This is a genomic window from Priestia flexa, assembly GCF_021441905.1.
Classification (GTDB): Bacteria; Bacillota; Bacilli; order Bacillales; family Bacillaceae_H; genus Priestia; species Priestia flexa.
Genome location: NZ_CP090431.1, coordinates 1,578,927 through 1,605,521, shown reverse-complemented (window position 1 = coordinate 1,605,521; position 26,595 = coordinate 1,578,927). Strand labels below are relative to the sequence as shown.

The window sequence follows — 26,595 nt, the reverse complement described above, 5'->3', positions numbered from 1 at the left end:
CGCGTTGGCTTTTTTACATAAGTTGCAAAGAACACCCCCACTTCGTATAAGCCGGAATCGTTTCAGCTATAACTTTCCCTCTTCTGATTACATATCTAGGCACCGACTGGTTAAGCATAAGCTCACGAATCGTCCGCTCCTCAAAAAGTAAAAAATTAGCTTCACTTCTTTCTTGAATTCCATACGCTTTGCCTTTTCCAAAAGCAGCGGCTGGTCGTTCTGTAATCATGGATAAAACCCTTTTCACTGGTTCTTCTCCTGTCATATGAGCTAAATGCGCTCCCATAAAAGCAGCTCTTAGCATATTTCCGTCTCCGAAGGGATAAAAAGGAGTCTGAATGTCGTCATGAGCAATACAAATATTAACATTTTTGGTATCTAATTCTTTCACCCTGGTAATTCCTGTCGCTTTAGGATATGCATCATTTCTTCCTAGCATCGAACTGTTAATAAGTGGACAACTAACAACGGTTAAACGTGCTTTCTTTATAGCCTCCATTACTGATTCAGCATATTTACTTTCATAATAAGCCAGCGCATTTACGTGGCTGACTACAACCCTACCTTCAAACCCATTTTCAATGGTTAAATTCGCTACTTCTTGTACAAATGTTGAGCTTACTTCGTCTACTTCGTCACAAAAAATATGAATATAGCTTCCATACTCTTTGGCGAGACTAAAACAGTATTCCAGAGAGCGCACCCCTTCTTCTCGACTACTTTCTAAATGTGGCACAGCACTTACTGCGTCAGCTCCCATTTCAAGTGCTTTCCGCATTCGCCCCTGATTTTCAAAGCACTTCCACAACCCATCTTGCGGAAAAGCAATAATTTGTAAATCGATAATTTGTTCATACACTTTTTTTATTTGCAGAATAGCTTTTAAAGCCGTCAAATCATCATCAGATATGTCCACTGCTGCTCGAACACTTAACACCCCATGCTTGATGTACATCTTTAATGCTTGTTCAGCCCTCTCGTTCACGTCCTTGATGGTAAGACTTTTTTTTCGTTTGTTCCATATTGAAATTCCTTCTTGTAACGTACCGGTTCGATTAAAGCTTGGCCAACCTGCAGTCAAAGCGGTATCAAAATGAGTATGCAATTCTACGAAAGGCGGAATAACTATCCCCCCTTTGGCATCTATCACTTTCTTTCCATCTACTAGATCTTTTGTTATATGCATAAACCTTCCATTCGATACTCCAATATTTACAACTTCCACTGCGTGTAACAACCGAGCATTTTTAATGGCCATATCATACAATAGAATCTTCCTTTCTACTAAAAAAGAGAAGATCTACTCTTCTCTTTTTCTCTACATTTACGGTTTATTTCTTTAAAAATTCTGTTGTAAAAATCCCCTTAATATCTTCTTTATTTTTAATAATCCCTAAATCAAGAAGCTGCATTTGAAGTTTATCCCAGCGCTCCGCTGACATATAACCGAAACCTCTTTCAGCAGCATCTCCTCCGAAGATCAATTCTTCTTGTGCTTTTGCACCATATTCCATCGCTTCCATCTTCAAGTCTGGATTTCTCTCTTGAAGGAACGGATTGATTTCATCTGAACTTTCTCGGTAATACTCCCATCCTTTTACCGTAGCATTCATAAATGATTGAACCACTTCAGGGTTTTCTTTAATCATCTTTTCAGTTGTAAAAATCACGTTTGCATACGTTTCAAATCCAGCATCATGAATGAATAAATAATCGTTTTCTATTCCTTCTTGTTCAAGAGAAAACGGCTCTGACGTCACGTACCCTTGTGTGACCGCATTTTCATCCTCAATAAAGGTTGCTAATGAGCCCGTATACGCACGATCTTTTACCCTATCTAAGTTATAGGCTTTTTTAATATATTCCCAATAACCACTCCCTGGTGCTGTATACACTGTCTTTTCGTTCAGCTCCTTAAAATCTCCTACCGTTCCTTTATGGGTAATTAATACCTGCGGGCTTTTTTGAAAAATTGCTCCAATCGCAACAAGAGGTATTCCCTTATCTCTTGCAATTAAAATATCTTCCGCTTGCGTATAACCAAATTCAGCCTTTCCAGAAGCAACGACTTGGGTTGATGAAATTTGAGGTCCTCCCGGTTCAATTATCATGTCGAGACCTTGTTCTTTATAAAAACCTTTTTTTAATGCCGCGTAGTTACCGCCATGTTCAGGTTGTGCAAACCAGTTTGTAATAAGGGTTGCCGTTTCTAATTTTTTCTCAGTATTATCACTCCCAGACGTCTCTTCACTTCCACATCCTGCCAGAAATAACGGCAGTGATACAGCACCAATTAAACCGATTTTTTTTAAAACCCCTTGTTTCACACTCATTTCCCCCTTTTAGAAAATTAGTTCTCTCTCTTCATTTCCGACTCATGCCATGAACCTAACAAAAGCTTAGAAAATAAATTGACCAGCAAGAAAAAGCCAATACCTAAAACAGATGCGGAAATACCACAAGCGAATAGGTATGCCGTTTCCATCCGAGAGGAAGCTACCGTAATGGCATAGCCTAAACCACCGTCGCCCCCACCAATACCGGCTATGTATTCTCCTACGATTGCTCCTACAACTGCTAAGGTACAGGAAATTTTCAATCCTGCCATGATATAAGGAAGAGCAGCTGGAATTCGCACTTTCCACATAATTTGCCAAGGTGACGCTTGGTACAGCTTTAACAAATTAATCATGCCACGATCCGTTGCGTTTAAGCCAATGAGCGTGTTGGATAGCATAGGGAAAAAGCCAATTGTAAACGCAATGATCACAATAGCATTCATACCTGAACCAAACCAAATCACGATGATAGGTGCAATGGCCACAATCGGAATAGTCTGTAATAAAATGGCGTAGGGGTATAAGCTGCGTTCTAGAAGCTTAGAGCTAGACATCAATAGCGCGCCAACCACTCCACCTATTACGCTAAACATAAACCCGAGCATCGACTCTGTGATTGTTCGAATAACAGCACCGCTTAGGTTACTCCAATTCATTACGGCAGCTTCTACAATATCCATTGGTTTTGGCAATAAGTAAGGTGGAATTTGAAGCAGCTGGGTACCAAACTGCCAAAATAGCATAAAAAGCATAAATACGATAACCGGTGGAAGATACGTATTCAATATTGGCCACGTGTTTTTCTTATAGGTGACGTTTACTTCTTGAACTCGATTTAACTCCTGATGCGAATGTTCCATGTTTTCCCCCTCCTATAACTGAAATTCTTGGACTTCTTTAGCCGTCGGCAACTTACCAGGATTCAATAAGTTATAAGGGTCGTTTAGCTCTTTTCGTTTTAATAACTCTTTCATTCTCATGTTGTATCCACCAAACCCGAGTATATATGTGTGCGGATCATTAATTTCTACTTCAATCGTTTTACAAAACTGGATGATTTCATATAACCTCTCTTTTGACTGATATTTCACCACCGGTAGTGAAGCGGGTACAATTTCTCCTTGAATTTTAATGTATTCAAAGTGAAACTGAATTTCATCACCAAATTTACTTCGAAGGTCTGCCATCTGCTCAAATATTCGATCAGTTTGAAAGCGAGCCTGCAAGTAGGTTAAATTGTCTCCATGCTTATGAGCCCATAATGTCGCATGATTCCATGTAAAATCAGAAAGCTTTAGTCCTTTTTGATAGTTTTCAGCAGGAATTGTGTATCCTATGTCTCCATCATATTTATCTGCCAAACAATCTAATAGATGAACTGATTTTTCGTCAATTTCAAGCATGACAATTGACTGACCTTCCCGTAATACTTTCTTCAAGGGGTGAAAGTGAGCTGGAATTGGCCATTCACACACGGAAACCAAACGCTTAAGGATTTCTTCACTATGGGCTAGTTCATCGCTAAACTTAATAGCTTCACGAAAATCATGAAAGAAAACGATATGTTGTGACCATGACACCTTTGGTTCTATCGGCAGCTTCACTTCAACAATAAGACCGGTTGTGCCATAATTGTGAATGTACTGCTGCATGTCATCACCTGAAACAGTTAACAGCTGGGGCATTTCCTCAACGGTCATAACCGTAACGCTACTTACATTATCGTCCCATAAATTCCCCCAACGAATCGATCCGATTCCACCGGAGCCTCCGCATAAGAATCCCCCCACCGTTGCCTTCATATAAGTGCTCGGAAAAATACGAAGTTCCCGATTGTTTTGACGCAGCGTCTTTTCCAATACACCTAAGCGAACGCCAGCCTGCACGGAAACTAAGCGATCTCCTTGCATGTCAATACGATCAAGTTTTGTTAAATCAATAACGATTCCACCTTGTAATGGAATTGCTTGGCCGTAGTTTCCTGTTCCCGCTCCTCTTGGCGTAATAGGCACTTTATTTTTAACGGCAAACGAAACGATACGCTGTAGTTCATCGATTGATGTTGGCGCAATTGCACAATCGGCGATTTTATTTTTAAGCTGCTCATACAGTACTGGAGAATACCAATAGTAGTCTTTTGATAGCTTTTCTCTTAAGACCTCGTTTACAATAACAGCATCAGTTCCAAACTCATTTATGAATTCTTGTAACCACACCATAAATCACCTCATTTAAAATTTTAAATCGTGAGATACGTTAGCAACGATACTACTAAACTGTGGATCTGTCCGAATTTCTGCTTTACGAGGGAAGGGTAGATTCACTTCTACCATGGATTCAATTTTACCCGGACTAGGCGTCATTACCGCAATTTTGGTCGATAGATACACAGCTTCAAATACATTGTGTGTAATAAAAAGCACCGTCATCTTTTCGTTTTCCCAAATTCGCAATAACTCACTTTGTAAATTTTGCCTTGTAATTTCATCAAGGGCACCAAACGGCTCGTCCATCAACAAAAGCTTCGGCTTTGCAATTAATGCTCTGGCAATAGAAACACGCATTTTCATTCCACCTGATAATTCTCGAGGTAGCGCTTTTGTATACTCTTTCAGCCCTACCATTTCTAGTACTTTATAAGCGCGCTCCTTCTTTTCAGAATGGGCTATATTGCGAAACTCTAGAGGAAGCATTACATTATCAATAACTGACCTCCATGGTAGTAACGTAGCATCTTGAAACACAAAAGCCACATCCGTACTTTCTTTTTGAGCGTCACGAGGTGTCTTTCCAAGAATGTCAACGTGACCACTTGTTTGATCGATCAGTCCTGAAATCATTTTAAAAATAGTTGATTTTCCACAACCTGAGGGGCCGACAAATGAAACGAATTCTCCTTGTTGAATCGTCAAATTAACATCTTTGACAGCGACTTTACCGTTTGCATACATTTTATTAACTCGGTTCATTTGTACAATTGTGGGGCTACTCTCGTGCTTTACCTCATTTACTTGATTCACCTGCTGAATGCTCACGATATTCGACCACCTCGCTTCATTTATTTACATAGTCTTTCTTTAAATCACCTAATGAAAAATGCTTCATTTCTTTTAATGTTTTAACAAGCTCACTCACGATGAGTTCTTTCATCATTTTCCCTTTTTCTTTCGTTGCCTGTCTGGCATCTCCAGCTATACCCGTGTTTGAAATATCGTTCATTACCCAGGCAAAGTAGCTATTTCCTTTCAAATGTAAATGATGGTTATTGGATAAATTAACAAACTCTGTTGGACTTTTATCAAATTGCACCCAATCCCCCTTCAACTCCATTATTAATGATGTTTCCACTTCACCTCCATGTATCCCAAAGCGCTGTTCTTGTTGTGAAATTAAGCGATTGACTGCTTCAAATCCAGGATTTAACCGAAATACCATCAAGCCAGTTTCTATGCGTATTTCTCTCGCCATCATATTGAGCAGGTCATGATTTCCGCCGTGTGTGTTGAAAAGCAAAAGCTTTTTAAAGCCACTTTTACAGACGCTGATAGCTAAATCCATTACAACTGCTTGTAATGTAGAAGCTGATAAGCTTATTGTTCCCGATAGACCTAGATGCTCATTGCTTTTACCATAAGGAATGGCTGGAAGAACCCAAATATTTTCGTGCTGAAGCTGAAGCATTGCTTCTTCTAAAAGCCCTTCTGCAATTAAAGTATCGGTATAAACAGGAAGATGCGGACCATGTTGTTCAACTGCACCGATTGGTAAAATGACTAGTGCGTCCTCTTTAGAGAGGTGCTCAATATCTACACTCGATAATCTTGGTAAGAAATTTTCTTCAAATGCGAAACCACTATACCGTTTGTTCATCACACTTTCACCTCTTCGGAAAATTATTTATTTTCTGAAAATTTAACATATAATGTAATAAGATATAACGTTTTGTGTAATAAGTTTATTTTATTACATTAATTTTTAAGAATCATTAACATAAATGATAATTTTAAAATTTCTAATTAGCTATAATCACCAAATATTTTATTCTTTTTATTATTTTTTGTAAGAAAACCTAACATGATATAACTAAATTATCGAATTATTTTCTGTTTAAACACAGGCATTTTATTTTTCTCTCTTTCACATTCTTGTTACAATGAAACCTGTAGATAGTTCGATGATTATCGAATAATTAAATTATTATTATTACGGAAAGAGGATGAGTATATGTCGATGGACCAACATCCAAACAGTCAAAAAAACATTCCAATTTCAGTGCTTGATTTGTCACCTGTTTTGGAAGGCAGCACGGTGGCTGATGCACTTAGAAATACGCTAGACTTAGCACAACACGTCGAAAAATGGGGATACAATCGCTACTGGTTAGCCGAGCATCATAATATGTCAGGAATTGCAAGCTCCGCTACTTCTGTCGTAATTGGCCATGTCGCTGCTGGTACATCTACCATTCGAGTGGGTTCAGGTGGCATTATGTTACCTAATCACTCACCGCTTGTTATTGCAGAACATTTCGGAACATTAGAATCCCTTTTTCCCGGTCGAATTGACTTAGGCTTAGGTCGCGCTCCTGGCACGGATCAATTAACCGCCCAAGCTTTAAGAAGAGGACGCATGAGTGATGGTCAAGATTTTCCAGATTTGTTAGATGAACTGAGAGCATATCTTGCCGTTCCATCTGATGAGCACCCACTACCAGTGAGAGCTGTTCCTGGAGAAGGTCTTGAAGTGCCAATTTGGTTACTTGGCTCAAGTGGATTTAGTGCACAGTTAGCGGCTCAGCTTGGCTTACCATTTTCATTTGCAAGCCACTTTTCACCGAACAATACGCTTGGAGCGCTTCAAATGTACCGCCGCTACTTCCAACCGTCTGAAGTATTGGATAAACCATATGCAATGTTAGGCGTTAACGTAATTGCAGCGGATACAGATAGAGAAGCGGAACGATTAGCAACGTCGCTTCAACAGCAGTTCTTAAACTTAATTCGCAACAAGCCAGGCAAACTTAAAGCACCTGTTGACAATATGGACAAGATTTGGAGTGAATTTGAAAAGGCAACTCTACAGCAACAGTTAGGTTCATCCATCATCGGCGGACCAGAAACTGTAAAGAGAAAGCTTGAAAGCTTTATTGCTGAAACAAATGCTGATGAATTGATGATCAACGCACAAATATACGACCACAAAGCGCGATTACGCTCATATGAAATTGTTTCTGAAGTAATGAATAGTAAATAAAGAAAAGCCGAACGTTGTCACATAACGTTCGGCTTTTCTTTATTTATTGCTTGTTCGATATCTTCCCCCCGCTGGCTTGCTTTGTTCACAACATACCGAAGCTCTTCTCCATCATTTGTAGTTATTTTTAGACCGTTTTTTAACAAAGGCACTCCTAATAATTTGTTACGGACTCTCTCTACCGTTTCAATATCTGCCAAGTCCAATGTTACAGTACCTCGTTGAACATTAATCGCATGTGATTTATGTATAAGCTCCGTTGAAGTTAGGTATAGTTTACCTCCTACCCCTTCCATCCCTTTCATTAAATTGGCAAGTCCTGTTCGAATATATGATTCCTCAGACATATTTTTTGTTCTTCTCCTTTCTTTCCTTTTTATAGAAATTTTTATTATCTTCTCATATTTTTAATCAATATGCACAGAAATTAACGGTTCCATTTCCATAACCTGTCTCATAAACTATTAAGAAAAAGTAAATTAAATAACATTTAAGAAAAGAGGCTTAATCAATATGAAATATCCCCTTATTAGGCAACGAAGAATTTCCTTTAGTAGCCTACGCGACCATAATCTAATCGGTAGCGGAAAAGATGGCCAAGTATATCATCTTAAAAATGGCAAGTGTATCAAAATTTACTACAATGAAGCAACACAACAAAAAGAGCTACAAGCATTAAAGCTAGGTCAAAGTTCTTCCGTCATCCCAAGGATTTATGAAGCTGGCTATAATTACATTATTTTAGAATATATTGAATCTATTTCTCTAGCTAGATATATAAAAAGAACGAACAGCCTACCCTTTTCCTTAGTTAAGGAAATTATTTTGCTTCTTGATGAACTTCAAAGGGTTGGTTTTACTAGATGGGATGCAGAGGTTCGACATATTTTAATTACAAAAGATGGACATTTGAAGGTTATTGATTTAAAACGAGCATTAACTTCTGATACAAAAGTTCCTACTAAGCTTTTTCAAGGTTTAGAAAAATTAGGGGTTTTAGACTTATTCTTTAAGCATTTACGTGATCTACGTCCAGACCTTCATTTGAAATGGAGCTCTTATCAGTAATTTGCTTTCAAAGTAGAAAAATTCTATTGGTAATTATCAACTTTTTTCCGCTAATGCCGGTTGCTTTTCAACCATACGTTTGCATATATTAACCGTAATAGAGACAGAAGGCTATAAGGAGTGACATCGGAATGAAAGATTATATATTAGTTATCGGAGCCCACCCTGATGACGAACTATTAGGCTCTGCAGGAACTCTCAAACGATTGATCGATCAAGGATATACGGTCGTATCTGTTGTTACAGCGTTAGGGCGTAAAGAAGAAGCTCATCATATTCAAGCGTTTGGCCGTCTCGCTAACAAAAAGCTCGGCATTGAAGAAGTGATTTTTCTCGGTCATAAAAATTTAGAGTTAGAAATGATGCCTCGTCACAAGTTGACAAAAGACATTGAAGCATTAATTACAAAATATAATCCAAGTAAAATTTTCACTCACCACTACGGTGATATGAACATCGATCACCGTATTACATTTGAAGCGGTGTTAACCGCGACTCGCCCGCTTCCTAATAAAAAACCAATCGAGCTCATTACATTTGAAACAGTATCTTCTACCGAATGGAATACCTATACACACGATCAAGTATTTAAACCAAATTATTTTGTAAATGTTACCGATACAATGGATTTAAAAGTGGAAGCGCTAAAAGAATATGACGTGGAAATGCGTGATTTCCCACACCCAAGATCATATGAGGGAGTAAAAGCATTAGCAAAGGTTCGGGGAATGACCGTTGGTGTACCGTATGCTGAAGCGTTTGAAATTATAAGGAGGGTTTGGTTGTGAAATACAGTGGCAACATCCCATATCCATATATAATTGATACGTTGGATACATTTTATGGGATTAATAATAAAAGTGATGTGGAAGAATACAGTTCAACTCAACCTAGCAAAAAGTTAAAATCTATGAAAAAACAAAAGTCACAAAAGCGCAGGCTTTCGATTTTAATTACAACATTTTGGGATTATCCTCACACAGGTGGTTTATCTAACTATATCTCAGAGCTAAGCGCTACTTTACGGAGCCAAGGTCATTATGTGGATGTCATTTCTCCTCGTAAGTTTCCATCTTTAAAAAAAGAAGAAATGCGCAATGAAATTGTTCCTGAGCTTGAAGACTTTTTTTCAACCCGTTATGGCGAAGTAAACAAACTTATTTTAAAAAACCAACGTTTACTTTATATCTATGAACAAATGTTAAAGACCGTAGATTTAGAAAAATATGATATCCTCCATGCTCAAGATTTATTCACCGCAAATATTTTAGGGAAATTTAACAAGTCTCTTCAGAAACCTCTCTTCTATACTCCTCACGGCATGTATACTTTTAACCGCTTAAAATTCAATATTTTTGATAAAGGATCGGTTGAAGAAGCGTATTACCTACGCATGGAGCAGCAAGCTGTTTCATTTGCCAGCCATATTATCATTTTACATGATGGATTTCGCCCACCACTTGAAAGTATTGGTGCCAAACAAGAACATATGACAACAGTTTACACCGGGATTGAAAATAAGATGTACCCTAAAAAGCATAAAGCAAAAGATGACAAGATTACCATTGCATCAATTGCTAGACTAGGCCCTAGAAAAGGCCATAGAGATTTATTAAGTGCCCTGTCTACTATTAATCATCTAGATAACGTAGAAGTGCTTATTGTAGGTGACGGAGAAATGCGCGAAGAGTTGGAAGAACAAAAGGAAAAATTCCATTTGGACATGGTTCATTTTCTTGGAACTCGAACCGATATTCCAGAAATCTTACACGAAACCGACATTTTTGTTCTCGCAACGCTAAACGATAGCTTGCCTCTATCTATTATTGAAGCAATGCATGCTCAAACGGCAATCATTTCAACAGAATGCGGAGGCATCCCAGAGATTATTAAGCATAATAAAACTGGAATTATTATTGAACCAGGAGACACCGAAACGTTAGCTAGAGCACTTTCCTTTTTCATCGCTAATACAAAGGCGCGTGCTCGAATGGCCGCCAATGCAAAGCGTTTCGCAAACGCCAACCTGACAAACGTGAAAATGGTGTCTTTTATAAGCAACCTTTATTCTCAAGCGCTTGCCGCTTTTAAAGTAGGTGAAAAAATATGAATGACAAACATGCTGCCGTAGTACTCGACCTTAGCGCAAACGGCTTAGGAATTATTAAAAGGTTAGCAGAACGGAACATTGAAATATATGCTTTTGATACAGAAAAGTCTTACCGAATTGGAAAAACAAAATTAGCTACCTGTAGCCCTTGTCCAAGTCCTCTTACCGAAGAAAAAGAGCTGCTAGATGTGCTCATTACACTTGGAAAGAAACAGAAACAGAAACCTGTATTATATACGGGTGCTGATGATTATGTCATATTTATTTCCAAATACCGTGAGGAACTTTCCAATTATTTTTTATTCTTATTTCCTGATCATGATGTAATTGAGCAAGTGCTAGATAAACAGCGAGCTTATAATCTTGCTTTGAAACATAACATCCCCTGCCCTAAAACGTTTATTATTAAAAATGAAGATGATATGAAGACAGCGATAGAGACGTTAGAGTTTCCGTGCATTTTAAAGCCTGTGCTTGGACATGAATTTCGAAAGATTATTAATAAAAAAGCAATCTTAATCCAAACTGCTGAACAACTCCAAGCAGAATACCCTACCTATCAACAAGCTGGAGATTTAATTGTACAAGAAATTATTCCAGGCGATAACAGCTGTTTTTATAAGGTAGCCACTTTTTTTGATGAAAATATGAATTTACTTGCTCAGTTTTCACTCCAAAAAAATCATCAGTTTCCAGCTCAGTTTGGCACTGGAGCGCATATTGTCAGTAAGACCGTTCCTGAATTATTTGATATTTGCCTCCCATTCTTTAAAGCCATTCACTTAAAGGGCGTTGCGATGGCTGAGTTTAAAAAAGACCCGAGAGATGGTGTTTATAAATTCATTGAAATAAACCCTCGTTTTTGGCTCACCCACAGCTTAACAGGTGCAGCTGGAATCGACTTTGTTTACCTCTACTATTTATCAATGACAGAACAACAACCGATTCCCCATCTCGTTCAAAAAGATGGAGTGAAGTGGATTTATCTCGTGCGTTATTACTTAACTTACCTAACGAAGCGAAAACAAGAAGGCATGACGTTACGAGATTTCCTATCAGGTTTTAAAGGCGAAAAAGAATGGGCATTGTTCAGCTTACGAGATCCAATGCCCTTTGTTCGAAGTGCTTATTCACATTTAGTCAACGCATGGAAAAACAAGCGAAAGGAGAAATAAGAAATGTATCAACCAAAAGAATTATATTCAACGTTTCAGCTCTTAAAAATTGAAGAAAAGCTATCAGCATCTATCGGGGAAAAAATCACGATTGATTCTACCGACTTGAAATGCTTAAAATCTACAACGCGAAGTAGTATTTATAAACTGGTTGTGAGCACAAAACATGATTCTTTTCCACTTATCTTTAAAACGTATAGTAAGAATAATTATAAAAACGACATTGAAATCAATATGTATACAAAAGGTTATTCCAAGTTAAAGTCTTTTTTTCCAACTATTTACTTAGTGGAAGAATATAAAGAAGAAACGTGGATATTCATGGAATTTGTGCAACAAGTTCGAGGTCAACTAGTATTCACACCAAAGCATTTTCAATCCATTATTCCATCGGTAGCAAAACTGCATGCTAATACGTTTGACAGTCATTTTAATGAACAGGCAATGGAATGGAGCTCTTGGCTACCTATTTATGATTCATTCACTATGCGAAAAGAACGCTCAAAAGCGATTGCTAACACGATGAATTTCCTTCAAGAATCCTCAAAAAACCGAGAACTCAAATCCATTCTTTCACCTCATAAAAGTTCTTTATATAAAATATACGAAAAGGGCCCAGATTTTTTTCCGGAGTTATTAGAAAGTGGTTCTGCCCTAACTCATGGCGATTTGCACATGCAAAACATATGTAGCCATGACACGGTAAAAAACGGCCCTTGGCCAATTCAATTTATCGATTGGGAGTCTGCTAAATACGCTCCTTCTTGGCTAGATTTAATCGTATTAGTTGAGCTGTTAATTGCTTTTCGAAAAGACTGGCAAAAAGACGGCAATTCTATTCGAACAGAGTGCATTAAAGCCTACCTTCAAGAGATGAAAAAGCACGGCATTTCCTTTAAAGAAAATCCGACCCATCTTTATAAAATGGCATATTTGCAGCGAACTCTTGAAAAGGGATTACAAACACAACTGCGAAGAATTTATGAAAATCGTGGTGGCGAGCTATTACCTTATCACCTTCATAAACTTGAAACCTGGGGTAAAGACCTTGGAATTTATAAATAGTAAGCGAACGAATCGAGGTGTTATGTTATGAACGATTCTTTTTCGACAAATCTACCTCCGTTTTTCCCTGATTTACTCCACACCATGGATCAGTTTTATGCTATTTCATCAAATAATCCAGCTTTCATTTCCAAACCAGGATTCCAAACTGCAAAAGCACTCATCAGAAAGCCAAAGCTTCGTATTTTGTATGTCACCTTTTTACGCTACCCTAATACAGGAGGTTTAGCTCACTATATCAACCATGTTAAAGATGGTTTTTCAGAGCTGGACTATCACGTTGATGTACTCTCACCTCTTAGCATGTCGAAAGAAGAGCTTGAGATCCATATTCCAGCTCAAGCTTCTAAAGCAAAAGAGTTTATGAGCAAACGCTACGGGTTGGTTAGCGAGAAAATTGTTAAAAACACAAGCTTCCTCACTGTTTTTAACGCTTTTTTAGAAAAACAAAATCTTAAAAATTATGATATTATTCATGCTCAAGATCTCTTCGCAGCATACCTTCTCGCTCACCTCAACCAAAAACTTCACAAACCCATTTTCTTTACTCCGCACGGTCATTTTACCAAAAGTCGCATCGATTTTTACAAGATGCAACAAGGATCCCTTGAAGAAGCCTATTTTACAGCAATTGAGAGAGCTGGCATACGAGGGGCTTTCCGAATTATCACAATCAGCGATTCATTTCATCCACGACTAAAGGAGCTTGGAGCATCAAATCAACAATTAAGGACCGTTCATACCGGCGTGAAAGTTCCTTCACTGCGTACTTCTTATAGCAAAGCAACAAATAAACTAGTTATTACATGCATCGCACGATTAGGACCTAGAAAAGGACATGAATTCTTTCTTCAAGCTCTTTCTCATCTAAAACAGTTCGAAGATTATATTGAAGTATGGATTGTGGGTGATGGTGTTATGAGAAAACATCTTGAAAAAATCCGTAGCGATTTAGACTTATCATTCGTTACGTTTTTCGGCAAACGTCATGATGTCTTTGACATTCTGCAACAATCCGATATCTACGTTCTGCCAACACTAAATGATAACCTCCCTTTATCAATCATTGAAGCAATGCATGCAAAACAAGCCATTATAACATGTGATTGTGGAGGTATACCTGAGATTGTTACAAACAGACATTCAGGACTCGTTTGTAAACCTGGAAACGTTGCTGAACTAAAGCAAGCTCTTGAAGAACTCATTTGCAATGCCGAATATCGTAAAACAATAGCGAACCAAGCCTTTGAGTTTGCAACTACTCATTTAACCGCGGATGTAATGATTGCTAAAATACAAGCAGTCTACGAAGAGTGGTGGAAGACCAATACAAAAAAGGAGAATGAATGTGATGAATAAATCAAATTGTGATAAATTATGAAGGTACTAGTGACAGGCGGAACAGGCTTTATTGGCTCTCATGTTGTTGAATGTTTATTAGAAAATGGGTATACTCCTGTTGTCCTTGATAATCTATCAAGCGGGATCAGAAGCAACCTTGCTGATGACGTTTCTTTCTACAACATGTCAATTTTGTCAAAAGAGATTGAGCAGGTATTTAAAATTGAAAAACCAGAAGTTGTTATCCACTTAGCGGCACAAGTCAATGTTTCGACTTCTTTAAAAGCCCCCGTTGAAGATGCAGCAACTAATATCTTGGGAACTATTAACTTGCTAGATATGTGTAAAAAACATGCGGTCAAAAAATTTATTTTTTCTTCTTCTAGCGCTGTATACGGTGATGCCGACACAGTGATTGATGAAGAAACACCCACATCTCCTCTTTCCTTTTACGGAACTTCAAAACTTGTATCGGAGTCTTACATTCAATTATTTCAACGGCTACACGGCCTCTCTTTTACAATTTTCCGCTATGCTAACGTATTTGGGCCACGTCAAAAATCAGACGGAGAAGGTGGCGTTATCAGCATTTTTATTAACCAATTACTAAATGGTAAAACCCCTTCTATTTTTGGGACCGGTAATCAAACTAGAGACTTTGTGTTTGTTGAAGATGTAGCGAAAGCAAATGTTCTTGCTATTAAAAGTGGTGAGAATGAAATTATTAATATTAGCAGCAATCATCAAATTAGCATTAATGAACTGTTTAAACTGTTAGCTGCGGAGATTTCTTCATCTGCTACTCCTAATTATCTACCTGGACAAAGCGGAGAGATTTTACACAGTCAATTAAACAATCAAAAAGCACTTCAAACCCTTGGATGGAAACCTTCTAGCGACATTCATACGCACTTGCTCAAAACAATTGAACACTTTCAATCCTATAAGAGCTAACACAAAAAGCTACCAGAAATTCCTGGTGGCTTTTCTACATAAAAAGGCACAAATTGGAGACTCTAATTTTATTACTATAGAGTTATTTTTATTCCTTTCATTTGAAGGTGGGATTACATGGTCTTTCCAACAATTCACACAAACTTTTGGGATGCAATAATCGCTGTTCCATGCGTGATGATTATAACCCAACTTTTAAAAACCTTCTTCAAAATCAATAAGAAATATGTACCAACAATCGCTTTATTAATAGGGTTAACAGTTTCTATCTTTATCAGCCACCCAAAGGATTTAATCGCTGGCCTTTTTATGGGATGGTTTTATGGATATGGCGCCATTGGTTCCTATGCTTCCTTACAAACAACCCTACAAGCTTTTCGTACAGAAACAAAACAATAAAAGAGTACGTTTGAAGAACTTTATTTATCAGACCTAAGCCTTACAATAAACTCCCCTTATAGCTCTATTCTAATTAGCATTTTTTGGATATACAATAGCTGTATAACACTTTAAAAAGGGTGATTACACTGTATATACCAAAAAAAATTGGCGTTTTGAGCTGGTTTGCTACTTGCTGCTATTTTTTGATTGAACCATTCTTTATTTATACTTCTCTTGTTCCCTATAGCTTTTTATACCAAGCTATGAGTGATCTTGGTGTTACTTCATGTGGTGAATATACGTATTCACTGGCACCTTACACGATCTGTTCTCCTTTTCATCTTTGGATGAACGTCTTGTTTATTATAAACGGTTTAACTCTCGCTATTGGGATTTTGTATTTAGCACAAAACCTTGCAAAAACAAAAGTGAGACATCTAGCAACGATCTTCCTTTTACTATTGGCATTAGGAAATATCGTTTCTGGATTCATACCAGCTGATATAAATCTATTTTGGCACTCCATTGTTGCTCAGGTGGGGATGATCACTACTTTAGCCGGACTTTGGATATACGCGAAGCTTTTACCTACAGGACGCAAATGGACGCTTATTTGTTTAACCATTCTATTTATGATTCTATTACTTATAATGTTTGTTTTCTTTTTTCCAATGCCTGTCGGTTTATTACAGCGCTTATTTTATTTCGTTATTTTCATATGGGGAACCGTTCTTGCCTTCTGGGACATAAAACAATGATAAAAAGCTCCTACGTGAAGGAGCTTTTTATTTCTATTAAGGAGTAGCTTCTTTCGCTTCCTTCTTCCATTTAGGACGTAATTTTAAAATGACCAGCGTAATGATAAGAAGGAAACCTACACTTACAAAAAATCCTGGCCGGCTTGATGAATGCAAAAGCGTACCAGACACTGCTAACAAAATGAGAATCATTCCTATAATTTGCTTGATTTTATCTACTACACTTAATTTAAGTAACTTTTGATGGGAAATTAAAATAAAAAACCAATTATATAGTAGCATAAGACCAGCTGCTGTCGTAATGTACTCATAGATTTTCCCTGGCAGTAGTAACGAAAGAACAATCGAAATGATTAATCCACATGTTGTCAATAAAATTGCTGGCAAAGGAAACTCCATTTTTTTTGATTTTTGTTTTGAAAATAAAGCAGGTGCATCTCCTTCTTTGGAAAGCGTAATGATCATTTTTGTTACTGAAAAGAAAGATGCTGCCATTGTAGAAAAACCAGCAATAATCATTGCTCCATTAAAAACATGAGGGAAAAATGGAAGCTTGTATGTTTCTAAAGCTGTAACAAAGGGGCTCTCGTTTTCATGAAGCACTCGAAAAGAGACCATATAAATTACTAAAGCTAGAGATGTTATATAGATACTTACAAGTAGTAAGAGCATAACTGCTCCAGCTTTAGCTGCATCCTTTTTGTCTTTTAATCGCATCGTCATAATACCCATCACTTCAATGCCTCCAAAGGCATAAAAAGCATAGAGTAAAGCTCCCCATAAACCAATGGCTCCTTGTGGGAAAAATTCACTCACTGTATTGGGTAACCCTTCTTTAGCACCGTGATCTAAGAATCCAAATACAGCTAAGCATGCCAAAACAATAAACATGAAGATTGCAGCTACCTTTGTCACAGCAAAAATATTCTCTAGGCGTTCAAACCCTTTCGTACCAATAGCTACAGCTACAATCCCTAACACCGCATAAATGGATGCAAACACCCAAAGCGAGAGATGAGGAAACCAAAATCGTGTAAAAATAGATAAAGCCGTTAACTGACTTCCCATAATCATCATTTCAGAACTCCAGTATACCCATCCGCTACCAAACCCCGCCCATCTACCGTGCGCTTTTTTAGCATACGAACGAAACGAACCTTCTTGAGGGTCTTTAGCACTCATTTTAGCAAGGGCTTCAAATACAATAAACGTACCGCATGCAGCTAATAAAAATGCAATTAACACAGAAGGACCTGTATATTTAATTGCAATGCTTGATCCTAAAAAATAGCCCGTTCCAATCGTACAGCCTACGCCAAGTAAAGATAATTGCCACCATTTTAACTCCCCTTGAACCTGACTTCCACAGCTCAATGACAATTCCTCCCTCCTATCTTCTTCTACATTAACCTATCGTTTGTGAGGAAGTAGAGGATTATACACCTCTTAAGATAAAGGATGGATTTTATCAAGAAATCTGTTGTACAAGCCACCATAGCTGCATAAATTTAGTGTAGTCCATATGAGCACGGAAAGGTTGACAAGGGAGGAATGACGTTGGGTTCTTTTTTTAGCTACATGATTTTAGGACTCTCATTAGCAGCACCTATCGGACCAATTAATGCTGCTCAACTAGATAAAGGAATTAAACATGGTTTTTTACACGCGTGGTTTCTGGGGATTGGTGCCACTTTAGTAGATGCTTTATATATGATGGTCGTTTATTTCGGGTCCGTTCATTTGTTAAATAGTGAATTTATGAAAACGCTACTTTTTTCTTTCGGTTGCTTTGTGTTAATTTATACGGGAATTGAAAGTTTAGTAACAGCCAAAACCATTACAGAAACAAGAAAAACAAGTGGAGAATCCATATTAAAATGCTTTGCTTCTGGCTTTTTACTTTCTCTTACTAACCCACTAACAATCCTGTTCTGGCTAGGGATTTATGGATCGGTATTAGCCAAAACAGCAGCTACATCGACAGTTCAAGATTTATTGATTTCTAGCTGTGCAATCTTTGCTGGCATCTTGATATGGGATGTGACAATGGCTGCTTTATCAAGCACGTTTCGAAGATACTTAAGTTTAAAATTATTAACGCTTGTATCGATTGTCTCCGGGTTATCATTAATTGGCTTTGGTGTATATTTCGGGGTTCAGGCTTATGAGCTGTTAACGTGAAATTTAATAATAGTAACGCAGGTCGTTTAAAGTAGATAAAATTCGTACATCTTAAAGGTAACAATTTAAAGATGGAGATGAACCGATAAATGACCGATTTTACTTCTATAGAAAAAAGCTTACAAATGGCAGAGCAGGCTGTGTACCAATTCCAAATGAGCGCCGTTCCTGAACAGTTTCAAAAAGCACAAAACCAATTAGCTATTGCTCAAGAAAACATTACAAAGTTAAAGAGCCAAGGAGTGAATAGTACTGAAATAAAAAAAGCAGAAGAGCATTTAAAACACTTAAAAGAAGCACAAATAGCCGTACAGTTTTCTTAATCACCCGTTACTGATTTTTCCATTTCTAAAAGAACGAAAACGGACCCCAAATAGATCCGCTTTTTTGTTTCTTTTACTTATTCTTCAACATAACGCCCATGTTCAGGAAGTGCAATTCGATCAAAATGAGCATGGGTCAAAACGATTGCTTTAGGCTGAGCACCCACACCGAATCGGTCTTCAATTTCCTTTAAAATCATTGGAGCCGACTCTGGCATTCCTGCATCCACTAACACAAATTCATTCTCATGTTGGGGATTACCCAAAAAGCAAATGTTTACAATCTGAATGGTATAACTATAAATATCAAGAGCTACCTCTACTCCTTTATCATTAGCTACAGATGTTACTGGAATAAACCGTTCAGTAGATGAGCTACCTTGCATTTCCATATCCATTTTATACACTCCCTTTTTTTGTACCTTTTCATTGTGCACTAGTTTATACTCAGTATACATTCGTATTTGTAGTCATCTATTTGTTTTTATGATATCGTTTTACATAATAACTCTTGAGAAATGAGGAATTTATCATGATTACATACGAAGCCTTACATCACGTAAGCATAGCCGTAACAAATATTGAAAAAGCCAAACATTTTTATGGAGATGTTTTAGGATTACAAGAAATTAAGCGTCCAGATTTTGATTTCGAAGGAGCTTGGTACGGAGTTGGGAATCAACAAATCCACTTAATCGTTTTTCCTACTGCTCAAACCCTTCGTGGAACAACGGAACTAAGCAGTCGTGAAGGTCACTTTGCTCTTCGTGTAGCTGACTTTGAAGAGACGCTCCGTCATTTAACCTCTAAAGGAATTGAGACCCTTGAAAAACGAAAGAGTAAAAGCGGCTTTGCCCAAATCTTTTGTGCAGACCCTGATGGGAATTTAATTGAGCTAAATGTCGAACAGTCTTCATAAAAAAAAGAGAGCTAATTCATAATTAGCTCTCTTTTTTTCTATTCTAGCAGCTGCATCACCGCTTCTAATAATACATTTACGCCTTGTTCACACTGCTTCCACTCAGTAAATTCCTCCTCGCAATGACTTTTACCATTCAAGCTTGGTACAAAAATCATCGCCGTCGGTACATAGGTAGCAATAAACTGCGCATCGTGACCCGCTCCGCTTACCATTCGCTTATAAGAATACGTGAGGTTTTGCGTTGCTTTCTCAATAACTCCACACACTCTTTCATTAAACCATACGGTATCTCGTCCCCATTGTTTCGTTGCTTTCATCGCACAGCCTTCCGCTGCTGCTAAAGAGGATAGGTTTTTAATTATTTCTTCTACTTCTGCAATAACATTCATATCCTTGTGTCTAGCTTCAATGGTAAAAATAACTTGATTTGGGATGACCGTATGAATATTTGGCAAGACGTTCATGCGCCCCATCGTAAAAACTAGTTCTTCATCAATTGCGCTCAGTTTTTCACGCGCTTTTTGGATAATTGTATTAGTAGCGAACAGGGCATCTTTTCTCATCTTCATTGGTGTGGTGCCTGCATGATCGGATTCACCTGTAATTTCAATTTCATAGCAAACCATCCCAAGCACACACTCCACTACTCCAATTGATAGATTTTCACTTTCCAATACAGGGCCTTGTTCAATATGTAGCTCCAAAAATGCAGCAGCTTCTGTTAAGCGGTTTGTAATATCTCCCTCATAACCACTTGCTGCTAAAGCTTGCTCAAAAGTTGTGCCTTCCACATCTTGTTTCTTTAACATTGTCTGCTTATCAAATTTCCCAGACAACACTCCTGAAGCCATCATTGAAGGTTCAAATCTAGCTCCCTCCTCGTTTGTAAAGTTCACAATCATAATGGGAACTTTCGGCTTAATGTTGTTCTCTACAAGAGTTCTTACAAGCTCTAACCCTGCCACAACTCCTAGTACGCCATCGAAGCGACCACCTTTTTTTACCGTATCGAGATGAGAACCCATGACAATAGGTGGCTTATCTTCAACTCCCGGTAAAGTTGCATAGATACATCCCATATCATCAATTTTAACTGTCATGCCTAGCTGCTCGCAGCATTCGCAGAAATAATCGCGTACCAGTCGATCTTCCTTAGATAGAGATAGCCTTGTAACACCGTTATTAATTGTTTTTCCATAGTCAGCAAATGCTTCAAGCTCTTGTTTTAACCGTTCACCGTTTACTACTAATTTTTGTCTTTGCAAAGCAACCACTCCTTCGTTTCTTTTTAAATGAATGATGTGGAAAATACTTGATGTCGAAAAATGAATATTCATTATTATGACATAAGCAACGATGCAAATCCCCTTTTATGTTAGGACTCCTAGCAAACTCTTACTTTATAACAAATTATACAAAAACACTGCTTTTCCTCTTCTTAATTTATAATTTATGATTTCTAGCCTTACTTATAACAAATGTTCATAAATAAGTGCTTTCCTTTATACTACGGTTCAGTAAACACTTCTCTTTGAAATTCCGATAAAACGACATAAAGGTGACAAAACTAGTTCTTTTTTTACAAAGGGGTGTGAGGCAAGAGAGTCGTATTTATATGTACATAAAAAAAAACAAAAGTCACTTCAAAATGACTTTTGCTTTTATTTAGATCCTTCATTTTTATTTCGTCTTGCAATACTCACAACCGTTACTAGAAACCCAACAACAACAGCAATAATTAAAAAGATAGTTGCTGCAAACAAATAACCCATTATGTTCTCTCCTTCAGTGTAATCTAGACATACCTATCTTACCACAGCCATATCATTTAACAAACCACATTCAAAATATGTCGCAGTCATTTCATAACTTCAGGTTTGTTTTAAAATTTAAAGGGAAAAATAAACATAAATTCGGAAAACCCCTTTTCTTTTTCTGAATTCTGTTGTAATATAAATGTAACATAAATGTAACAAAAGCAACATGAATGTTACATAAAAGATGATTCATTTAGGAGGGAGAATCACAATGAAAAAATTTAAACTAGTTCTAATGACAATGGCTCTTTTCTTTACAATGACTGCAGGTGCTACGGCCGCAACAACGTCAGCAACCCTATCAAATAACCAAGCTATTAAAATTGCGGTGGACGCAAACACTCGCTATTGGAATACATTACACGGTTACAAACAAAAAGCGTGTACACAAAAAGCATTTACTTATAAAGGCACTTATTATTCTTATGTTTGCAGCGAATTTGATACAAAACAAAAAGTTACTTCTTACTTAAGTGGAGTTTATACAAATAGCGCAATTAATGCAGGACTAACAAAATACGGTTTTATCACACATAACGGCAAGCTAGCTCGTCCAGTTGGAGATGGTGGAAACATGTTAGAGTGGAATAAAGCCAAAGTTAAATTAACATATCAACGTTCTGATGTACGCTCTTACGAATTCACTGTTCCTGACGTAGAAGGTGGCACTGTAAAACGCACGGTCACATTCTATAAATCAGGAGCTACATGGAAAGTAAATAAATTTGATGCTGTACAATAATAAAAAGGTAGGCTTTCGCCTACCTTTTTATTATTGTACTAACGACATGCCAGGTGCTTCTGAATCCCGCTCTTGAAACCCGAGCTTCTTATAAAACTGCTGTTTTCCTTTTACAGCAAAAAGTTGAATGGACTCAATTCCTCGTTCGTTACATTTATTGACGATCCCTTCAATAACTTGCTTTCCTAGCCCTTTTTTTTGATAAGTTGGAGCTACCATCACATCACAAATTAAAGCTTGGTAAATACCATCTGAAATCATTCGGCCGAACGCAATTAACTGATGATTATCATAAATAGAAAACGTATAAAAGCTATTGCATACCGCTTCATAAAGCTGCTCTTTCGTATAGCTTGCTTTTTTACTTTTCTTTAAGCCACTCTCTTCATGAAGATATGCAAATTGATGAAACGCAGGTAACTGCTCTGTTGTTATGTAACCCATTATTCTGTCCCTTCCTTTCTTTCCACTAGATTTATCTATTTTACTTTCATTAAGTTTGAATAAATAAACACCGATATAAATATTTATACAATAAAAGTTATAAAAATTCAATAGTAATCCATCACTTTAAACAAACAGCTAATTTTTGTCACAAAAAAGCTTCCTTTATGAGGAAGCTTCTTCAGTAAATATTTCATGTGCTAAAAGTTCGTAGGATTGAAGGCGCTCTTCAAACGATGGAATGAACGAAACGAGCATAAACTCATCCACTTGATAAGCTTCCTGCATAGATTTAAGCTTATGTTTGATTGTCGTTGGTGAACCAATCAGCATTTTCTTTTCAATATCAGCTTTAACCTGATCATCTGGCAATTCGTCAATATATTGCTTTGCTTCATCAACTGGAAGGAGACCTACTTTGCCGTCTCCTCTTTCACTTTGAATACTCCATGCTAACGCACTGTGAGCAAGTTCTTTTGCTTTTTCATCTGTTTCTGCACAAATAACCGATACAGTTAATAAAGCTTCTGGATGTTGCTGTCCTCGATGAGATTGAAAGCTTGTACGATACTCGTGCAAAATCTCTTCTGGGTCTTTGTTACTCATAAATTGTCCAAATGCATACGGCAAGCCGTACTTAGCAGCTAGTAAAGCGCTTTTTTTGCTTGTTCCAAGAATCCACGGTACTGGAGAAACCGCGGGCAATGGAGCAGCCTTCAGGCCAGTAACAGCGCTTTTTTTATAGTTTAGAAAATGAAGCAACTCTTCTACTAAAGCAGGCATCTTAAATGCTTGCTGCAGAAAGTTATCCGAAAGAGTTGTCATGACGTCTGTTCCGCCTCCTGGTGCTCTACCTAGCCCAATATCAACGCGATCAGGAAGCAGCGCTGCAAGTGTATTGTACACTTCCGCTACTTTATAAGGCTTGTAATAAGGTAATAAAACGGCTCCAGGACCAAGCCGAATTTTCTTCGTTTGTGCACCAATATAGCTAAGCATGACTTCTGGAGCGGAGCTTGCTAATCCCTTTAAATCATGGTGCTCAGACATCCAATAGCGCGTGTATCCCAGTTTATCTGCTAGTTTTGCAAGCTCAACAGACTCAACTAACGCTTGTTGAGGTTCTTGACCCATTCTTATTGGTGATTGATCGAGTATGCTAAGCTTCATTTAGGTTGCTCCTCAACAAGAGTTAAGGTAAACGTTCCTATTTGATTTTCCTGATATAAGTTTGTAACGGATGTAAAGTATGTTTGAATGACAGCAAAAAAAGACTCATTCTTTGCCGGAATACGAACATGAAACTTATTTTTATATAACAAGGTGGTAACATCATGATATGCTTCGCTTGTCACGTCAAATTCAAACGTAATGTAGCGCTTTTCTTGTTCTTGCTTTTCTTCAAAATGTCGAACTATAAGCTTTGTGTCGTTTAGCCATACTTCATTTATCATTGTATCACTCCTTACGTATAAGCATCATAGCACTACCTTATACATAAGAACAACTAATTGGATTCTCACTTTTGAGAAGAAGCAGGCTTTTTAAACACAAAATACAAAACGACGCCCACAAATGCAAAGACAATAAAAGGAATGGTATAGCTAGTCGCAATTTCCTCAATATTAATCCAGTTTTCTTTTAGCTGAATCCCTAAATAGACAAATAGTATGGACCAAGGAACCATTGCTAAAATGGTTAAGAACGTGAATTTCCAAAACGACATTTTTGCAATGCCAGCTGGAATAGAAATAGCATGCCTAACCACCGGTACAAATCGAGCGGTAAATACAATTCCTGTTCCATATTCCTTAAACCATTTTTCTGAAACATCTAGGTGTTTTTCACGAATAAATAAATACTTTCCATACTTTTGTAAGAATGGACGTCCACCGTAAGCTCCGATCCAATATAAAAACCATTGAGCAATCGTTCCACCAATTATTCCAGCGATAACTGCTCCCCAAAACGTAATAATTCCTTTCGTTACCATGTAGCCACCGTATGCTAGTACAATCTCACTCGGGATTATTTCAACCATCAACCCCAATGCAATGCCAATGTACCCAAAGCTTGTCAGCAGCTCTAAAAGATCTGTTAAAAACGCTCCCATGCCTCCACCTACTTCCTTATTGTGGTCAAGCTCTATGACACTATCATATTAACGTTTTTACTTATGTATAACTTTTCTCCACACGAAAAAACCTTAAAGAATATTTCTTTAAGGTTTCTAAGCTTGCACAGGTTCTGTTTTTTCATGATTAACAAGCGCATGATTTTCCCATGCTCTGCTTTTCCAGCGAAAGAACATAATAACGGCTCGCGTCCACTCATCTGCAGCAATTGCTAACCAAATGCCAGCAAGCCCCATATCTAAATGGAACACAAAGAAATAGCCAAGCGGTAAGCTCATGAGCACCATTGAAAACAAGCCAATAAATAATGGATATTTAGCATCACCAGCTGCGCGCAGAGAATTAATTAGGACAATATTCATTGTTCGCCCTGTTTCTAGCACAATACTTAGCACTAAAACCGTAGCACCTAGCGTAATGATTTGTTCATTATCTGTAAATAAACTCATTAGTTTTGTTCGAAACGAAATAACAAGCACTACCATTCCAAGCGTAACCCCTACAGCCCACTTTACACTGTGCCAAACGCGCGTATAGGCTTCATCTTTTTCGTTCCCACCTACTAATCGGCCTACAATAATGGATGTTCCAATTCCAATAGCGATGGCAAACAAGTAAATAAACATTGAAATATTGGTAGCGTACTGCCTAGCTGCTAACGATTCTGAACCAAGATACGTTGCATAATATAAAAAGACAATTTGACAACCTTGATACATGACTTGCTCAAATGCTGATGGAAGGCCAATCTTTAAGATTTTCCCTATATATTCTTTTGATAACGATAAATAGTACTGAACCTTAACTTTGTATTCCATCACTTGATATAGCAACCAGAAGAAAACCATCAATGCAAGCAAGCGGCTGACAACTGTTGAGATAGCAGCCCCCTGAACACCCATTTCTGGAAAACCAAACTTCCCAAAGATTAATAGATAGTTTCCAACAATATGGAATAAATTCATACCAAGAGATACAAACATAGCTTGTTTTGTAAAGCCATGAACACGGATGATAGCAGCTAACGAGTTAATAATCGCTTGTAAAAAAATAGCACCACCAACAATCGCTAAATAACTTTGCGCGTAAGCCAAAACTTCGCCTTGCAAGTTCATAGCAGCCATCATGCTGCGTGCAAACAATAAAAAGAACACACTAATGACTATGCCAACAATTAAATTCATAGTAACTGCCAAAGCTGATATTCTAGCGGCTTCCATGTAGCGCTTTGAACCGATGTACTGAGCAACCACAATCGCCGCACCGTTCCCAATTACTTCTAAGATTAAAATCGCAATATGTAGGTATTGGTTTGCTGCTCCTACTCCTGATACCGCGTCATCGGAAAGCGCGCTTAGCATAAACGTATCGGCAATTCCCATCAGCATAAAAAGAAAAACTTCTAAAAAAATAGGCCATGTTAAAAAGAATAGATTTAGCTTTTCTCCAGAGCCCTTTTTGACCTCAACAGCGGTCATACCCTCACCCTCTTTACCGATATCCTTTTTCAACCAAATCGTATCTTAACACACTTTCTCACTACATGCACTACCCTTTTCACCTATTTTTTTCGACATTCGAAAGTTT

The 26,595-nt window shown here is 37.7% G+C and carries 29 protein-coding genes; 14 read left to right on the top strand and 15 right to left on the bottom strand.

The features are described from left to right. Positions 1-13 precede the first annotated feature (13 nt). From LZP85_RS08110 to LZP85_RS08085, 6 genes are all read right to left on the bottom strand, one after another. Entirely contained in the window at positions 14-1,258 is a 1,245-nt protein-coding gene (locus tag LZP85_RS08110) for an amidohydrolase family protein (RefSeq protein ID WP_076513028.1), read from the bottom strand. Positions 1,259-1,331: 73 nt separating this feature from the next. Then, positions 1,332-2,333: an ABC transporter substrate-binding protein gene (locus LZP85_RS08105; protein ID WP_119543531.1), complete on the bottom strand. Its 1,002-nt coding sequence runs from the start codon at positions 2,331-2,333 to the stop codon at positions 1,332-1,334. Positions 2,334-2,350: 17 nt separating this feature from the next. Then, positions 2,351-3,199 carry an ABC transporter permease gene (locus tag LZP85_RS08100; RefSeq protein ID WP_025908039.1) on the bottom strand — a complete coding sequence of 283 codons (849 nt, stop codon included), beginning with the start codon at positions 3,197-3,199 and terminating at the stop codon, positions 2,351-2,353. A gap of 12 nt (positions 3,200-3,211) precedes the next feature. Further along, entirely contained in the window at positions 3,212-4,558 is a 1,347-nt protein-coding gene (locus LZP85_RS08095; RefSeq protein WP_119543532.1) for an FAD-binding oxidoreductase, read from the bottom strand. 12 nt (positions 4,559-4,570) lie between these two features. Continuing rightward, positions 4,571-5,368: an ABC transporter ATP-binding protein gene (locus LZP85_RS08090; protein WP_373688711.1), complete on the bottom strand. Its 798-nt coding sequence runs from the start codon at positions 5,366-5,368 to the stop codon at positions 4,571-4,573. 25 nt (positions 5,369-5,393) lie between these two features. Beyond that, complete coding sequence (locus LZP85_RS08085; RefSeq protein ID WP_119543533.1) at positions 5,394-6,209, bottom strand: creatininase family protein; 816 nt, start codon at positions 6,207-6,209, stop codon at positions 5,394-5,396. Between the two features lie 354 nt (positions 6,210-6,563). On the opposite strand from LZP85_RS08085, the gene LZP85_RS08080 reads away from it, so the two are divergent. Continuing rightward, on the top strand, positions 6,564-7,592 hold the full coding sequence (locus tag LZP85_RS08080) for an LLM class flavin-dependent oxidoreductase (protein WP_025908043.1): 1,029 nt from the start codon (positions 6,564-6,566) through the stop codon (positions 7,590-7,592). A gap of 17 nt (positions 7,593-7,609) precedes the next feature. Here the strand turns inward: LZP85_RS08080 and LZP85_RS08075 are convergent, their stop codons facing one another. Continuing rightward, positions 7,610-7,939 (bottom strand): GRAM domain-containing protein, encoded by a 330-nt coding sequence (locus LZP85_RS08075; RefSeq protein ID WP_119543534.1) that lies wholly within the window; start codon positions 7,937-7,939, stop codon positions 7,610-7,612. A gap of 166 nt (positions 7,940-8,105) precedes the next feature. Between LZP85_RS08075 and LZP85_RS08070 the strand changes: the two genes are divergently transcribed. The 9 genes from LZP85_RS08070 (at position 8,106) to LZP85_RS08030 (ending at position 16,444) form a co-directional block, all read left to right on the top strand. Next, positions 8,106-8,660: a serine/threonine-protein kinase gene (locus LZP85_RS08070; protein WP_025908044.1), complete on the top strand. Its 555-nt coding sequence runs from the start codon at positions 8,106-8,108 to the stop codon at positions 8,658-8,660. Between the two features lie 131 nt (positions 8,661-8,791). Then, positions 8,792-9,448 (top strand): PIG-L deacetylase family protein, encoded by a 657-nt coding sequence (locus LZP85_RS08065; RefSeq protein ID WP_025908045.1) that lies wholly within the window; start codon positions 8,792-8,794, stop codon positions 9,446-9,448. Further along, positions 9,445-10,770 (top strand): glycosyltransferase family 4 protein, encoded by a 1,326-nt coding sequence (locus LZP85_RS08060; RefSeq protein ID WP_119543536.1) that lies wholly within the window; start codon positions 9,445-9,447, stop codon positions 10,768-10,770. The genes LZP85_RS08065 and LZP85_RS08060 overlap by 4 nt, the downstream gene beginning before the upstream one ends. Next, positions 10,767-11,945 carry a carboxylate--amine ligase gene (locus LZP85_RS08055; RefSeq protein WP_206782393.1) on the top strand — a complete coding sequence of 393 codons (1,179 nt, stop codon included), beginning with the start codon at positions 10,767-10,769 and terminating at the stop codon, positions 11,943-11,945. The genes LZP85_RS08060 and LZP85_RS08055 overlap by 4 nt, the downstream gene beginning before the upstream one ends. Before the next feature lie 3 nt (positions 11,946-11,948). Continuing rightward, positions 11,949-13,010 (top strand): protein kinase family protein, encoded by a 1,062-nt coding sequence (locus tag LZP85_RS08050; RefSeq protein ID WP_061785428.1) that lies wholly within the window; start codon positions 11,949-11,951, stop codon positions 13,008-13,010. 27 nt (positions 13,011-13,037) lie between these two features. Further along, on the top strand, positions 13,038-14,369 hold the full coding sequence (locus LZP85_RS08045) for a glycosyltransferase family 4 protein (RefSeq protein WP_119543537.1): 1,332 nt from the start codon (positions 13,038-13,040) through the stop codon (positions 14,367-14,369). An 18-nt stretch (positions 14,370-14,387) separates the two neighbouring features. Continuing rightward, positions 14,388-15,305, top strand: coding sequence for an NAD-dependent epimerase/dehydratase family protein (locus LZP85_RS08040; protein WP_119543538.1), 918 nt, complete (start codon positions 14,388-14,390; stop codon positions 15,303-15,305). Positions 15,306-15,422: 117 nt separating this feature from the next. Next, the gene (locus tag LZP85_RS08035; RefSeq protein WP_119543539.1) at positions 15,423-15,704 is read left to right on the top strand and encodes a hypothetical protein; all 282 of its coding nucleotides are present in this window, start codon (positions 15,423-15,425) and stop codon (positions 15,702-15,704) included. A gap of 128 nt (positions 15,705-15,832) precedes the next feature. Further along, positions 15,833-16,444, top strand: a complete 612-nt coding sequence (locus LZP85_RS08030; protein WP_174521183.1) for a DUF998 domain-containing protein — start codon at positions 15,833-15,835, stop codon at positions 16,442-16,444. Positions 16,445-16,480: 36 nt separating this feature from the next. On the opposite strand, the gene LZP85_RS08025 is transcribed toward LZP85_RS08030, so the two are convergent. Further along, on the bottom strand, positions 16,481-17,818 hold the full coding sequence (locus LZP85_RS08025; RefSeq protein WP_226639187.1) for an amino acid permease: 1,338 nt from the start codon (positions 17,816-17,818) through the stop codon (positions 16,481-16,483). A gap of 183 nt (positions 17,819-18,001) precedes the next feature. Here LZP85_RS08025 and LZP85_RS08020 point away from each other — a divergent pair, with 183 nt between their 5' ends. Continuing rightward, positions 18,002-18,625 carry a LysE family transporter gene (locus tag LZP85_RS08020; protein ID WP_206833471.1) on the top strand — a complete coding sequence of 208 codons (624 nt, stop codon included), beginning with the start codon at positions 18,002-18,004 and terminating at the stop codon, positions 18,623-18,625. Between the two features lie 89 nt (positions 18,626-18,714). Further along, entirely contained in the window at positions 18,715-18,948 is a 234-nt protein-coding gene (locus tag LZP85_RS08015) for a hypothetical protein (RefSeq protein ID WP_206782397.1), read from the top strand. A 77-nt stretch (positions 18,949-19,025) separates the two neighbouring features. Here LZP85_RS08015 and LZP85_RS08010 read toward each other — a convergent pair whose 3' ends face one another. Next, positions 19,026-19,346, bottom strand: coding sequence for an MBL fold metallo-hydrolase (locus LZP85_RS08010; RefSeq protein ID WP_206782398.1), 321 nt, complete (start codon positions 19,344-19,346; stop codon positions 19,026-19,028). A 134-nt stretch (positions 19,347-19,480) separates the two neighbouring features. Between LZP85_RS08010 and LZP85_RS08005 the strand changes: the two genes are divergently transcribed. Continuing rightward, positions 19,481-19,867 carry a VOC family protein gene (locus LZP85_RS08005; protein WP_119542875.1) on the top strand — a complete coding sequence of 129 codons (387 nt, stop codon included), beginning with the start codon at positions 19,481-19,483 and terminating at the stop codon, positions 19,865-19,867. A 38-nt stretch (positions 19,868-19,905) separates the two neighbouring features. Here the strand turns inward: LZP85_RS08005 and LZP85_RS08000 are convergent, their stop codons facing one another. Beyond that, complete coding sequence (locus LZP85_RS08000; RefSeq protein ID WP_206833468.1) at positions 19,906-21,135, bottom strand: Zn-dependent hydrolase; 1,230 nt, start codon at positions 21,133-21,135, stop codon at positions 19,906-19,908. A 763-nt stretch (positions 21,136-21,898) separates the two neighbouring features. On the opposite strand from LZP85_RS08000, the gene LZP85_RS07995 reads away from it, so the two are divergent. After that, a complete protein-coding gene (locus LZP85_RS07995) occupies positions 21,899-22,429 on the top strand; it encodes an IseA DL-endopeptidase inhibitor family protein (RefSeq protein ID WP_226639189.1) in 531 nt (176 codons plus the stop codon). A 30-nt stretch (positions 22,430-22,459) separates the two neighbouring features. On the opposite strand, the gene LZP85_RS07990 is transcribed toward LZP85_RS07995, so the two are convergent. The 5 genes from LZP85_RS07990 to LZP85_RS07970 all read right to left on the bottom strand — a co-directional run bounded on the left by LZP85_RS07990 (position 22,460) and on the right by LZP85_RS07970 (position 26,486). After that, positions 22,460-22,873 carry a GNAT family N-acetyltransferase gene (locus LZP85_RS07990; RefSeq protein ID WP_025908057.1) on the bottom strand — a complete coding sequence of 138 codons (414 nt, stop codon included), beginning with the start codon at positions 22,871-22,873 and terminating at the stop codon, positions 22,460-22,462. Between the two features lie 165 nt (positions 22,874-23,038). Next, positions 23,039-24,043 carry an LLM class flavin-dependent oxidoreductase gene (locus LZP85_RS07985; protein ID WP_163071089.1) on the bottom strand — a complete coding sequence of 335 codons (1,005 nt, stop codon included), beginning with the start codon at positions 24,041-24,043 and terminating at the stop codon, positions 23,039-23,041. Next, positions 24,040-24,327 carry a DUF3219 family protein gene (locus LZP85_RS07980; RefSeq protein WP_025909566.1) on the bottom strand — a complete coding sequence of 96 codons (288 nt, stop codon included), beginning with the start codon at positions 24,325-24,327 and terminating at the stop codon, positions 24,040-24,042. Before LZP85_RS07980 ends, LZP85_RS07985 begins: the two co-directional genes overlap by 4 nt. Positions 24,328-24,392: 65 nt before the next feature. Continuing rightward, positions 24,393-24,986: an undecaprenyl phosphate transporter UptA gene (locus tag LZP85_RS07975; RefSeq protein WP_025909565.1), complete on the bottom strand. Its 594-nt coding sequence runs from the start codon at positions 24,984-24,986 to the stop codon at positions 24,393-24,395. A gap of 117 nt (positions 24,987-25,103) precedes the next feature. Next, positions 25,104-26,486: an MATE family efflux transporter gene (locus tag LZP85_RS07970; RefSeq protein WP_076513007.1), complete on the bottom strand. Its 1,383-nt coding sequence runs from the start codon at positions 26,484-26,486 to the stop codon at positions 25,104-25,106. Between the last annotated feature and the right edge of the window lie 109 nt (positions 26,487-26,595).